At 72.6% G+C, this 13,170-nt stretch carries 7 protein-coding genes; 2 read left to right on the top strand and 5 right to left on the bottom strand.

The window, feature by feature from the left end:
* Nucleotides 1-82: 82 nt before the first annotated feature.
* The 5 genes from ACIPSA_RS06480 to ACIPSA_RS06460 all read right to left on the bottom strand — a co-directional run bounded on the left by ACIPSA_RS06480 (nt 83) and on the right by ACIPSA_RS06460 (nt 9,667).
* Nucleotides 83-2,350, bottom strand: a complete 2,268-nt coding sequence (locus tag ACIPSA_RS06480) for a CDP-glycerol glycerophosphotransferase family protein (protein WP_402629277.1) — start codon at nt 2,348-2,350, stop codon at nt 83-85.
* Between the two features lie 208 nt (nt 2,351-2,558).
* Nucleotides 2,559-3,467, bottom strand: a complete 909-nt coding sequence (locus ACIPSA_RS06475; RefSeq protein ID WP_402629274.1) for a carbohydrate ABC transporter permease — start codon at nt 3,465-3,467, stop codon at nt 2,559-2,561.
* Entirely contained in the window at nt 3,464-4,807 is a 1,344-nt protein-coding gene (locus tag ACIPSA_RS06470; RefSeq protein ID WP_402629271.1) for a carbohydrate ABC transporter permease, read from the bottom strand. Before ACIPSA_RS06470 ends, ACIPSA_RS06475 begins: the two co-directional genes overlap by 4 nt.
* A 7-nt stretch (nt 4,808-4,814) precedes the next feature.
* Nucleotides 4,815-6,194, bottom strand: coding sequence for an ABC transporter substrate-binding protein (locus tag ACIPSA_RS06465; RefSeq protein WP_402629268.1), 1,380 nt, complete (start codon nt 6,192-6,194; stop codon nt 4,815-4,817).
* Nucleotides 6,195-6,361: 167 nt separating this feature from the next.
* Nucleotides 6,362-9,667, bottom strand: a complete 3,306-nt coding sequence (locus ACIPSA_RS06460; protein WP_402629541.1) for an FtsK/SpoIIIE domain-containing protein — start codon at nt 9,665-9,667, stop codon at nt 6,362-6,364.
* A 328-nt stretch (nt 9,668-9,995) separates the two neighbouring features.
* On the opposite strand from ACIPSA_RS06460, the gene ACIPSA_RS06455 reads away from it, so the two are divergent.
* Complete coding sequence (locus ACIPSA_RS06455; RefSeq protein ID WP_402629265.1) at nt 9,996-11,693, top strand: serine/threonine-protein kinase; 1,698 nt, start codon at nt 9,996-9,998, stop codon at nt 11,691-11,693.
* 111 nt (nt 11,694-11,804) lie between these two features.
* Entirely contained in the window at nt 11,805-13,052 is a 1,248-nt protein-coding gene (locus tag ACIPSA_RS06450; RefSeq protein WP_402629262.1) for a serine/threonine-protein kinase, read from the top strand.
* The last annotated feature ends 118 nt before the right edge of the window (nt 13,053-13,170 follow it).

The raw sequence follows: 13,170 nt of genomic DNA, 5'->3' as shown, positions 1-13,170 counted from the left end.
CGGCCGCCAGGTGGACGGCCGGGTCGGGGTGGGCCGCGAAGTGCTGAGGGGCAAGGGGAACTCCCGGAAGAGGAAACGGTGTTCAGCGGCCCTCGGTGACGGGCAGGGGCCGGGAAGGTTGCGGCACGGTTGCGAGCGGGGAGCGCGCGAGTGCCGATGCCGCCGACGGCACCGGGTGGCGATCGTCGAGCGGGGTGAACGGCGACCGCCCCTCGGTCCGGCCCAGCACGACATGCTGGACGACCCGCTTGGCGGCGCGTCCGTCGTCGTACGGGCAGAAGCGCTCCCGGAACGCCCTGCGCAGCCGGTCCGAGCTCGAACCGCGCCAGTGGCCGGAGGCGAAGATGTCGATCAGCTCCTCCTCGCTGCGCGCGACCGCGCCCGGCGGGAAGGCGCGCAGGTCGAAGTAGGTGCCGCGGGCCGCCTCGTACACCTCCCAGTCGGCGGTGTGCACGACGATCGGCCGGTCGAGGTTGGCGTAGTCGAACATGACCGACGAGAAGTCGGTGACCAGCGCGTCCGAGGCGAGGCAGAGGGACTCGATGCTCGGGTGGCCGCTGACGTCGATGATCCGGTTGCTGTGGGCCTCGGCGAGCGGGCCGTCGTGCCAGTAGTGGGCACGCGCCAGGATCACGAAGCGCGGGCCCAGGCAGCGCAGGACGTGGTCCAGGTCGAGGGCGGGGTGCTGGGTGCGGCGGTAGTCGCGGTGGGTGGGGGCGTAGAGGATCGCGACCGAGCCGACCGGGATGCCGAGCTGCTCGCGCAGCCGGGTCACGTCCGCCGAGGTGGCCCGCTGGAAGACGTCGTTGCGCGGGTAGCCGTACTCCAGTGTGGTGTAGCCGCCGGGGTAGACGCGCTCCCAGGTCAGGGTGGTGTGGCGGTTGGCGGACAGGACGTAGTCCCACTTGTCGACGCCCCGCAGGAGCTCCGCGAAGTCCGTGTCGCGGGCGGCCGCCGGGCGCTCCTGGAGGTCCAGGCCCATGTGCTTGAGGGGGGTGCCGTGCTGGGTCTGGACGAACACCTGACCGGGACGCTTGCGCAGGCGACGGTCGAAGTTGACGTTGTTGACCAGGTACTTGGAGCGGGCCAGCGCCGTCCAGTAGGCGGCCGTGCCGGGGCGCAGCCGGCGCGGGCCCGGCGGGATCGTGTGATGGTGTTCGGGACGGGCGATCCACGCCGTGCGGATGTGCGGGGCGTGCGTGCGGAACGCGGCCTCCAGCGCGCCCGGGTTGCAGCCGTAGCCACGTCCCCAGTAGGCGGTGAAGACGGCACGGTCGGCGCGCAGGGGGAGGCGCAGCTGGATGCGGTAGTGCAGTTGGAGGGCGGCGGCCTTCAGCGCGCGGGCGAGCCCGGCGGCGAGCCTGAGGGCGCGGCGACGCGCCGACATCGCCAGTTGGAGGGCGCGGTAGGTGCGGTGCAGGCCGAAGCGGACGAGGGTGTGGCGCAGGCGGGAGCGCAGCGGAACGGAGGCACCGCGGGTGTGGTAGCGGCGGTGGTGCGCGCGGGCCTTGGCGAGGAACTCGGCGTGGGTGCCGCGCGGCAGCCGGTCGCGCCTGGTGAACACCGTCGAGAAGTGGTCGATCATGCGGCGGAACAGCACCGGCCGCCATCGGTCGAGTTCGGGCCGCCCGTCGATGAACGCGAACACCCGGTCGTACTGCTCGAAGATGTCGAAGTGCTTGCGGCTGGTGGTGCCGAGGATGTTGCCCTGCCGGCGCTGCCGGTAGTGCACGCACACCCGGTCGAGGGTCGCGATGGACTCCGCCGCCATCAGGACCGGGTAGGTCCAGGGGGTGTCCTCGTAGTAGCCCGGCGGGAACCGGAAGCCGTTCGCCTCGACGAACTCCCGTCGGCAGGCCTTGTTCCAGGCCACCATCAGGACCCGCAGCAGCCCCGGACGGTCCTCCAGCCGGAAGGGGGCCGGGCCCTGCTGGGTCAGCTGGAGCGCGAACTTGTTGCGGGCGGCCTCGCCCGTCCAGTGGGTGCGCGCGTAGTCGTAGACCAGGACATCCGGTTCGCCGGTCTCCTTGATCCGGTCGGCGATCGAACTCAGCGCGTCCGGCACGAGGGTGTCGTCGCTGTCGAGGAAGATCAGGTAGTCGCCCGTGGCGTGCTCCATGCCCGCGTTGCGAGCGCGGCCCAGGCCCTGGTTCTCCGGCAGGTGCACGGCCCGTACGCGCGCGTCGCGGGCCGCGTACTCGTTGATGATCGCTCCGCAGGCGTCCGGCGAGCGGTCGTCGACGGCGATCAGTTCGAGATCGGCGCAGGACTGCGAGAGCACCGAGTCCAGGCACTCGTGCAGATACGCCTGGACCTTGTACACGGGGACAATGACACTGAACCTGGGCACGGCACATCCATGGGTCGGTCGGCGCGGGCATTCTGCCCGGGAACGGCCGGTGGAGTGAATTGGTTACGGTTCGTGTGGCATGTGGGGGATATGCGGTGGCCGTGTTTTCCGGGGGACAGCCCCGGAAAACACGGCACGAAGGGCGAGCCGATGGCAGGCTCGCCCTTTAAATGTGTACTTTCGTGTACTTTTTGCCGTGATCTGAAGGCTACTTGACCGCCCCCGCCATCACACCCGACACGAACTGCCGCTGGAACGCGAAGAACACGGCCAGCGGGATCACCATGGAGATGAACGCGCCGGGTGCCAGTACGTCGATGTTGTTGCCGAACTGCCGTACCTGCGTCTGCAGCGCCACCGTGATCGGCTGCGTGCCCGACTTGGTGAACACCAGCGCGACCAGCATGTCGTTCCACACCCACAGGAACTGGAAGATGCCCAGGCTCGCGATCGCGGGCCCGCCCAGCGGCATCACCACCCGTGCGAACAGGCGCAGTTCACCGGCGCCGTCGAGACGTGCGGCCTCCAGCAGCTCCCGGGGGATCTCCGCGAAGAAGTTCCGCAGCAGGAACACCGCGAACGGCAGGCCGAAGCCCACGTGGAACAGGATCACCCCGAGGATCGTCCCGAACAGGCCGACCTTCCCGAACAGTTCGGCGATCGGGATCAGCGCCACCTGCACGGGAACCACCAGCAGACTGACCACGGCCAGGAACCACCAGTCGCGGCCCGGGAACTCCATCCACGCGAACGCGTAGCCCGCGAGCGAGCCGATGACGACGACCAGGATCGTCGCGGGGACCGTGATCAGGACGGTGTTCCAGAGCGAGTTGGTGATGTCGCTGTTCTCCAGGAGCTTCTGGTAGCTGTCGAAGGTCAACTGGGAGGGCTCGGTGAACACCTTCCACCAGCCGCTCGCGCTCATGTCCTCGGGGGAGCGCAGGGAGGAGATGAGCAGACCGATCGTCGGCACCAGCCAGAACAGACCGACGACCAGCAGGAAGGCGCGGACCAGTCCGCCGCTGAGCTTCCCGGCGATCCGCGAGCCGAGCGACTGCCTGGCCTTCACCGCCCCGACGGGTCCCACCTTGCCGATGCCTTCGGCGTGCGTCGTCATCGCCTGCCCTCCCGCCTGAGCCTGCGGATGTTGAAGGCCATCACCGGGATCACCAGCAGCAGCAGGAACACCGCGATCGCGCTCGCGATGCCCGGCTGGTCCTCGGCGAAGCCCTTTCGGTACAGCTCCAGGGCGAGCACGTTCGCGTCGTCCTGGGACGAGCCCGGCGCGATGATGAAGACCAGGTCGAAGACCTTCAGCACGTTGATCATCAGCGTGACGGTGACGACCGCGAGGACCGGGGCGAGCAGCGGCACCGTGACCTTCCGGAACACCTGCCACTCGTTCGCCCCGTCGACGCGCGCGGCCTCCAGCAGCTCCCGGGGCACGCCCGCGAGCCCGGCCGCGATCAGCACCATCGCGAAGCCCGCCCACATCCAGACGTACGACCCGATGATGGCCGGCGTGACGAGCGACGGGCCGAGCCAGTCGATGCCGTTGTACGGCTCCTTGAAGTTGCTCGCGGGGAGCCTGAGCTGGGCTCCGTCGGCCTTGGCGGGGAGCGTGAAGGTGCCGTCGGCGGCCGCCTTCGTCGAGGCCACCACGTCGCCGTCCTTCACCGCCTCGATCCGCATGCCGGAGTAGCCCAGCTCGGACGGGTCGGGGGCGCCCAGCCTGCCGACGCCCTTGCCGCGCGTGAAGTCCTGCCAGGTGGTGCCGGTGATCTTCCCCGGTTCGGGCGTCGCGGCCACCGCCTTCTTCGAGCCGTCGGGCATCTGGTCGGGGGCGACGCCGACGAGGGGCAGGCTGACCGTCTGGCCGGTGTGCACGGTCGCCGACGTGATGAAACCGCCCGCGTCCGGCTTGAGCGGCGACTCGCGTCCCGGGTGCGCCCTCGGGAACGCCGACGACTGGGCGAAGGTGTCGTGGATGCCGACCCACACGGCGTTGGCGACACCCTTGTCCGGATCCTGGTCGTACACCAGCCGGAAGATGATCCCGGCAGCCAGCATCGAGATCGCCATCGGCATGAAGACGACCAGCTTGAACGCCGTTCCCCAGCGCACCCGTTCGGTCAGCACCGCGAAGACCAGGCCCAGGGCCGTGGAGACCGTGGGCGCGAACACCACCCAGATGATGTTGTTCTTCAGGGCCGTGCGGATGCCGTCGTCGGTGAACAGGGCCTTGTAGTTGTCGGCTCCGGCGAAACCGTCGCCCTTGGCGTTGTAGAAGCTGCGGACGACCGAGTACCCGATCGGGTAGACCACGAGCGCGCCGAGCAGCACCAGGGCGGGCAGCAGGAACAGGGCTGCCACCGTCTTCCGGGTGCCGGTCACGCTCTTGCGACTCTTCGGTGCGGCAGGGGTCGGTGGGACCCCTGCCGCCGAGGCCGACGACATCGCCGGATCAGCTCCCGCTGCCGTACGCCGCCGCCGCGTCCTTCTCCAGCTTCGCCTGGGTGGCCGCGACGTCCTTCGGGTTCTTCAGGAAGTCCTGGAGGTCCTTCCACTCACCCTTGCCGGGGGTGCCGCCGAAGGCCTGCGGGGCCTGGTCGGACATGTCGAAGCGGAAGTTGTCGCCCGAGGCGATCAGGGCCTTGGCGATCGTCTGCTGCACCGCGTTCGGGTACGCCGAGGCCGGCACGTTCTTGTTCGGGGAGAGATAGCCGCCCAGCTTCGCCTGGATCGTCGCCGCCTCCGGCGAAGCCAGGAAGGTGGCCAGCGCCTGGGCCCCCTTGGAGTCCTTCAGGATGACGGCCGCGTCGCCGCCGGAGACCACGGGCGCGGTGGAACCCACCGACGGGAACGGGAACACCTTCGCGTCCGTGCCCACCTTCGCCTTGGTCTCACCGATGTTGACCTGCGCGAAGTCGCCCTCGTAGACCATGGCCGCCTTCGGCTGGTCGCCGCCGGTGAAGGTCTGGGTGACCGACGCCGGGAACTCCGTCTGCAGCGCGCCGTCCGCGCCGCCCGCCACATAGTCCTTCTTGCCCCAGATCTGGGCGAGCGTGGTCAGCGCCTCCTTCACGGAGGGGTCCGTCCACTTGATCTTGTGCTGGGCGAGCTGGTCGTACTTCTCCGGGCCCGCCTGGGAGAGATAGACGTTCTCGAACCAGTCGGTCAGGGTCCAGCCGTCGGCGCCGCCGACGGAGAACGGGGTGACACCCGAGTCGTACACCGACTGCGCGGCCGACAGCAGCTCCTGCCAGGTCTTGGGCTCCTTGGCGCCCGCCCCCTCGAAGACCTTGGCGTTGTACCAGATCAGCGACTTGTTGGCGGCCTTGTAGTAGACGCCGTACTGCTTGCCGTCGACCTTGCCGATGTCCTGCCAGCCCTGCGAGTAGTTCTTGGCGAGCTCGGCCTGCGCCTCGGCGCCGAGGGGCTTGGCCCACTTCTTCTCCACGGCCTGCTTGATGGCGCCCGGCTGCGGGAGGAGCGCGACGTCCGGCGGCTGACCACCGGCGATCTTCGAGCCGAGGAAGTTGATGATCGGGTCCTGGGCGGGCACGAAGGTGACCTTGGCCCCCGTACGCTTCTCGAACTCCGCGAGGACCTGCTTGAAGTTCTTCTGCTCCTGGCCGGTCCAGACGGCGGCGACCTCCAGGTTCACACCGTTCAGCTTGGGAAGGTCGAGGTTGGAGCCGGTCGCGGTGGTGCTGCTGCTCTCGGTGCCGCCCTTCTTGTCGTCGTTGCTCGAGCAGGCGGTGAGCGCGAGCGCTCCCGCGAGCAGGGTGGCGAGTGTCGTGACGGCCCTGTTTGTCCGGATGGTGTTGCTCTTGCTACGCATCACTGCCCCGTTCTTCGTTCTCCGTTGAACGTCCGAGCACTGTCCCGTGCGGTCCGGTGTACGCCCGGCTGCTCGAGGGCGGCAAGAGCGCCTGCGCTGTAAACCGGGGGATCGTGACCGCGTCGTGATCGGTGGGTCGGCGGACGGTGCCGAGAAGGTGCCCACCGTTACAGAAGCGAAGGTATCTCCACGGCCGCGACCTCCTTCGTCGCTCGCTCCACCGCGCTGGCGAGGAGTGCCAGGTCGGTGGGCCCGTTGCCCAGTTCACGCACCGGCCGGCGGGCCGGCGGGTCGCCCATGCGGTGCCACTCCAGGGGGACGACCGTGGGGCGCTGGGTCGCGGTGCGCGGGATACGGCCCGTCACCCGGCCTCCCTGGAACGCGGTCACCCGCCCGTCCGCCGAGGCCAGACGCCCACGCCCGGGGGCCGGTTCGTCCGGTCCCGAGGCCGGCGCCTCCAGTGTCACGCGCAGGGTGGCCCGGCGGGCCGGCTCCGTCTCCGCCGTACGGCCGCCGAGCCCGGTCGCCGCCACCAGATGGACGCCGAGCCGCTCGCCCTCCTTGGCCACCGCCTCCAGTGCCCGTATGACGGATCCCGCGGCGGGCCGTCCCGGCGAACCGAGCGCCGGGGAGACCAGCGCGTCCAGGTCGTCCACGACCACCACGAGCCGCGGCAACGGCGGCGCCGCCTCGGTCCGCTGACGTGCCGTCGACGCGGGCCGCAGCCGCAGCGTCGAACTGGGCGGAGTGTCGAGGTCCCCGGCACCCGATGGGACGGGGCGCCCGTGCGCCGTGCGCTGCGCGACCATACGGCCCGACACCTCGCGGTGCGCGTGCCACTCGGCGAAGCCCTCCCGCCCGAGCAGTTCGGCCCGCCGCTTCAGCTCGGCACTCAGGGACTGGGCGAACTCCCGCATGCGGACCGGGTCGTTGGCGCCGAGGTGGGTGGTGACATGCGGGATGTCCGTACACACGCGCAGGCCCTCGCCGTGGCCGGCGGCTGTGCCGACGCCGTCCCGGCCGTCGATCAGGACGACGCCCAGCCGGTCGGGGCGCTCGGCGGCGGCGAGCGAGGCGACGGCCGCGCGCAGCAGCTCCGTACGGCCGCTGCCGGACGGCCCCTCGATCAGCAGGTGCGGTCCCTCCGTCACCAGGTCGGCGACGAGCGGGCCGCGCGGACCGGCGCCGAGCACGGCCCAGGCCCGGCCGCCCAGCGACTCCTTGTCGTCGGCCGCGTCCGCCCAGCGCGCCATCAGTGACGCGGGGGTCGCCCGCGCGAGCCCCAGTTCGTCGAGGAGCCGCGCCATCAACGGCAGCGGCGCGGCCGCACGCGCGTGCCGCTCGCCGACGGCGCCGTCCGTGCGCAGCGGCGCCAGCGCCCGCGCGAACCGCTCGGCCCAGGCGGCGGAGACCGCGTCGACGGCGGCGACCGTGCCGGGGCCGACGGGACCCGCCGAAGCGCCGTGGGTGTCCTTCCGGGCCACCCGCATCAGGTGCAGCGCCGTGGCCACGTCGCCGCCGAGCAGCGCCACGGCACCGCACTCACGGAACGTGGGCGCCACCACGCACGCCGCCTCGTACGTCTCCGTCACCGGCGACGCGGGCGAGGCCGGGTCCGTCTCGGCGAGGCACACCACGTGTATCCCGGCCCGCGGCCCCTCCAGCGCCAGCCGCGCCACCGCGTCGCGCAGACCGGCACCGCCCGGGTCGCCGTCCACCACGACCACGGTGTACGGACCGGCGAAGCCGCCCGTCCCGTCCGCGCCGGGCTCGTCCCGCGCCCAGGAGGGCCGCCGGGCCGGACGCCGCTCGCCGTCGGCGGTTCCGCCGGCGGTTGCCCCGGCCCGGGGGACGTCACGGGACGAGGGGGACGGGGGCCGTACCGCCGTCCCGGCCGCCATGTGGTCCTCCAGACGGTGCAGGAGCTCCTCGGTGCGGGCCGCGGCCTGTTCACGGTCGTGGGCGAGGAGCAGACGGCAGTCCTGGCCGTGGCCGGGACGCACATGGGGGAGCCAGCCGAGCCAGGACCAGTCGGCGGTGCGCTCCTCCAGGGTGCGCGAGCGGTCGGCGCTGATCAGGACGATCTCCAGCGCGTCGGGGGAGTGCAGCGCGGCGAGCTGCGCCAGCACCGCGCGGGCCAGCCCGGACAGCCGCGCGCGGGGTCCGGCCAGGCCCAGTGCGCCCGCCTCGCGCAGATCAGCGGTCACCGGCACCGAGGGCAGCAGGCCCGAGCCGTCCGGCACCGTCCGGTCGGCCGTACCGAGCCGGACCGTGAGCGTCTCGGGGTGTCCCGGGCCGCGCTCCCACAACCGCGGTCCGGGGCCCAGCGCCGTCAGCAGCAGCGCCGCCGGGTCCGGCCAGGTGTCCGGCTGCTGCGGCACACCGGCCGCGGGCACGGACGCCTCACCGGCGCGCTCCTCGCCGTACACCTCCGGCCCGGCCCCCGGATGCTCCCCGCGTCCGCCGGCCAGCCGCCGTGCCCACGCACCTATCCCGCCGCGCTTGCGCACAGCCGCCGTACCGGGCGGCGCGGTCCCGAAGGCGGGCCCCAGGCCGCCGACCCCGAAGCGCCCGGCGTGGGTGTCCCCGCCGCGGCTCTCGATCCCGGGCGCTCCACCCTGTTCCGGCACGACCGGCGGTTCCACGGTGAGGTGTTCCCGGGCGTCCTGGGCGCGGTCCGAGGAGCCCCAGCCCGTCGAGCCGTACGCATGATGGGTGGGCCCGCCGGGACCGTCACCGCTCCCGGCGCGGTCCTCGCGCGCGTGCGGCGCCGGGTCGTCGGGAGCCGTCACCGGGCCGCCCGGAGCCACCCGCACGCAGCCCTCCCCGTCGGGCACGGTCTCCACCCGCGCCCCCGGCCCCCCGGACGGAGTCAGCCGCAGGGCGGACTCGCCGATCCTCAGCAGGGCTCCCGGAGGGAAGCGCACCGGACGGGTGCTCACGCGCGTGCCGTCCAGGGCCGTCCCGTTCGTGGAGTCGAGGTCGGCGACCGAGACGCGGCCGTCGGCGGCCACCGTCACCGCGCAGTGCAGACGGGAGACGTCGGGGTCGTCGAGCGGGACGTCGGCGTCGGCGGAGCGGCCGATGGTGACCTGGCCGCCGTGCAGGAGGTGGACGCCGCCCGCGTCCGGTCCCGCGACCACATGCAGCTGGGTCGGGGCGTCGTCCAGCTCGGGATGCGCCTCGGGCTCGGCGGGCGCGCCCAGGGACAGCACGGCGCCGTCGAGGAGCGGGGGTTCGCCGAGGGTGCAGCGCCGGGCGTCCAGCCGTTCCGCGCCCGCGTACAGCACGACCGGGGCGCTGCTGGACTCGCGGCCCAGGCTGCCGTCGCCGGAGACCGCCGAGGCCAGCGCCGACGCCACCGCCGCGAGGTCCGTGCCGGCGGGCGCCGTGACCAGCACGTCGCGGCTCGCGGCACGGCCCCGCTGCGGGGCCGGGCCCAGCGGGTCTACGACGGTCAGCCGGATCTGCATCGCCGTCAGCGGTCCCTTCTGCGCGGGCGCGGACTTCCCCCCACCACACACGAGCACGTCGGCCAGTACTGCAGGCATCCTCGCACCTGCCACTGACAGTGCGCCCGCACCCCGGTGGTAAGTGATCTTGATTGGTCAGCTCTGCCCCTAAAAGTGCCTGACCAGTAACGCGTCGGCGATCACTTGAGATCGGTCACGTCCGGCTTCGGCAACCAGGAGACCGAGGCGAGCGTCTTTCCTTCGAACATGCACGGCAACGCATACGTAGTGCCCTGGGGGGCGGCACTAGAGTGGTCGGAACACCAGCAAGCAGCAGGGAGCACATGACGTGCGGCCGGTAGGCAGCAAGTACTTCCTGGAGGAGCCGCTCGGGCGCGGTGCCACCGGGACCGTCTGGCGAGCCCGCCAGCGTGAGACCGCGGGCGCCGAGGCGGCCGTGCCCGGACAGCCCGGTGAGACCGTCGCGATCAAGGTCCTCAAGGAGGAGCTCGCGAACGACGCCGACATCGTGATGCGGTTCCTGCGGGAGCGCTCCGTCCTGCTCCGGCTGACCCACCCGAACATCGTCCGCGTACGCGATCTCGTCGTCGAGGGCGATCTGCTGGCCCTCGTCATGGACCTCGTCGACGGTCCCGACCTGCACCGCTACCTGCGCGAGAACGGCCCCCTCACGCCCGTCGCCGCCGCGCTGATGACCGCGCAGATCGCCGACGCGCTCGCGGCCAGCCACGCCGACGGCGTCGTCCACCGCGACCTGAAGCCCGCCAACGTGCTGCTCCAGCAGTACGACGGACGGATGCACCCGCTGCTGACCGACTTCGGCATCGCGCGCCTCGCCGACTCCCCGGGCCTCACCCGCACCCACGAGTTCGTCGGCACGCCCGCGTACATCGCGCCGGAGTCGGCAGAGGGCCGCCCGCAGACCTCCGCGGTCGACATCTACGGCGCCGGCATCCTGCTGTACGAGCTGGTCACGGGCCGTCCCCCGTTCTCCGGCCAGAGCGCGCTGGAAGTGCTCCACCAGCACCTCAGCGCCGAGCCGCGCCGCCCGTCGACCGTGCCCGACCCGCTGTGGACGGTCATAGAGCGCTGCCTGCGCAAGAACCCGGAGGAACGGCCCAGCGCCGAGAACCTCGCGCGCGGGCTGCGCGTCGTCGCCGAGGGCATCGGCGTGCACGCGAACTCCGCCCAGATCGCCGCCGCGGAGGGCGTCGGGGCCCTGCTCGCCCCCGATCCGGCGCCGACCTCGGTGCCGGGCGTGCCCGGGGCCGCCGACCCGACCCAGGTGCTGCCCACGGGCTCGGCGCCGGGAGCGTACGACCCGAACGCGGCGACCAGCGTCCTGCCGCACACCGGCGGTGCCGGTGGCCCGATGGGCGCGGCCGATCCCACCGCCGTACTGCCGAACACCGGGGCGGCGGACCCGACCGCCGTGCTGCCACCGGTGCCGCAGGGGCAGCAGCCCGAGCAGCCGCACCCCTGGCAGACCCAGCTGCGCGCGGCCCGCGACCGCAACGAGCAGACGCAGGTCCAGTACCTCGACCCGAACGAGGACCCGCTGCGCCGTCGGCCCCAGCGGCAGGTGGCGCGGCCGCAGCAGCAGCCGCAGCCACGCTCGGCGCCGCAGCAGCAGCCGCAGCCGCGTGGACAGCGGCGGCCGCAGCAGGGGCCGCCGCCCGGTTACGGCCATCCGCAGCAGCACCAGCCGCAGCAGTACGCCCCGCCGCAGCAGCCGCAGCGGTACGCGCCGCCCGCCGCCCCGGCGGAGCCTCAGCGGCCGGCGCGCGAGCCCCGGCAGCCGCGGCAGCGCAGCGCCAACCCGATGAAGATCCCCGGGCTCGGCTGTCTGAAGGGGTGCCTGTTCACGATCGTCATCCTGATCGTCGCGGGCTGGCTGATCTGGGACCTGACCCCGCTGCACACCTGGGTCGGGGAGGGCCGGGGTTACTGGCACCAACTGCGCGAATGGGTCGGCTCGGTGTCCAGCTGGGTCAAGGATCTGGGGAGTGCTTCCGGCGGTAACTGATCGCTGGTCTATGGATTTGTCGACATCTGGCGGGTGATTTCGCTCTCCGTGGTGAAGGTCGGCTCTTCGGACGCGTACTTTTAACGACAACACGCGTCTGTAGGAGCAGTCTTGGCACGGAAGATCGGCAGCCGGTACACCGCCAACCAGATCCTGGGGCGGGGCAGCGCCGGCACGGTGTGGCTGGGCGAGGGACCGGAGGGCCCCGTCGCCATCAAGCTGCTGCGCGAGGATCTGGCGTCCGACCAGGAACTCGTCGGACGCTTCGTGCAGGAGCGCACGGCGCTGCTCGGGCTGGAGCATCCCCACATCGTGTCGGTGCGCGACCTGGTCGTGGACGGCAACGACCTGGCACTCGTCATGGACCTGGTCCGGGGCACGGACCTGCGCACCCGCCTGGAGCGGGAGCGGCGGCTGGCGCCCGAGGCGGCGGTTGCGATCGTCGTGGATGTCGCGGACGGACTGGCGGCGGCGCACGCGGCCGGGGTCGTACACCGGGACGTGAAGCCGGAGAACGTGCTGCTGGACATGCAGGGGCCGCTGGGCCCGGGGGGCGCGCACCCCGCGTTGCTGACGGACTTCGGGGTCGCGAAGCTCATCGACTCCCCGAAGCGGACGCGCGCCACGAAGATCATCGGGACGCCCGACTATCTGGCGCCGGAGATCGTGGAGGGGCTGCCGCCGAGGGCGGCGGTGGACATCTACGCCCTGGCGACCGTGCTGTACGAGCTGCTGGCCGGCTTCACGCCGTTCGGCGGCGGCCATCCTGGGGCGGTGCTGCGGCGGCACGTGACCGAGACGGTCGTACCGCTGCCGGGGATTCCGGACGAGCTGTGGCAGCTGATCGTGCAGTGCCTGGCGAAGGCTCCGGCCTCGCGGCTGCGGGCGTCCGAGCTGGCGGCGCGGCTGCGGGAGCAGCTGCCGACGCTGGCCGGGATGCCGCCGCTGGACGTGGACGAGCCGGAGGCGGAGGAGGCGGCTGCGGCCGAGGAGGCGGTGGAGGAGTCGGCGCCGTCGGCGCCTCCCGCAGCTGGGGAGCGGGCGCGGCGGCGGGGGGCGGTGTCCCTGGTCCCCGGCGCGAAGCCGGACTCCAACCGGGACACGCATACGTCGATGAGGGTGCCGGGCCCCGACGAGCTGGCCGGGGGTGCGCGGGGGACGGCCCGGGTGCCCCGGGCCTCCGGCGCGCCCCGCCCGGGTTCGGCCCGCCACCGTGCGGCGGCCCGGCGTCGGAAGATCACCCTGGGCGTGGCGGGGGTGGCGTTGGCCGCGGCGGTCGGTGTCGGCGCGTGGCTGGCGAGCTCGGGGGACGACTCGGAGGCACCGCCGCGGGTGACTCACGGCACGCCGGCGCCGTGAGCTCCGCCCGGACGCGGTGGGCTTGGAGGTGCCCGTCACGGGGCTCCGCCCCGGGCCCCGGTGGGGCTTCGCCCCTGGCCTTTGCCCACCCGCCCGCCCGGACTCGGTGGGCCGAGAG

The sequence above is a fragment of the Streptomyces sp. NPDC086549 genome (assembly GCF_044746205.1).
Lineage (GTDB): Bacteria > Actinomycetota > Actinomycetes > Streptomycetales > Streptomycetaceae > Streptomyces.
Note: the sequence above shows the minus strand (reverse complement) of the source record. Positions and strands in the feature narration are given on the sequence as shown.

Excerpts from the sequence above, each read along its gene's own strand:
- ACIPSA_RS06470 (WP_402629271.1), bottom strand. The coding sequence starts at position 4,807 with ATGTCGTCGGCCTCGGCGGCAGGGGTCCCACCGACCCCTGCCGCACCG.
- ACIPSA_RS06460 (WP_402629541.1), bottom strand. The coding sequence starts at position 9,667 with ATGCAGATCCGGCTGACCGTCGTAGACCCGCTGGGCCCGGCCCCGCAG.
- ACIPSA_RS06475 (WP_402629274.1), bottom strand. The coding sequence starts at position 3,467 with ATGACGACGCACGCCGAAGGCATCGGCAAGGTGGGACCCGTCGGGGCG.
- ACIPSA_RS06465 (WP_402629268.1), bottom strand. The coding sequence starts at position 6,194 with ATGCGTAGCAAGAGCAACACCATCCGGACAAACAGGGCCGTCACGACA.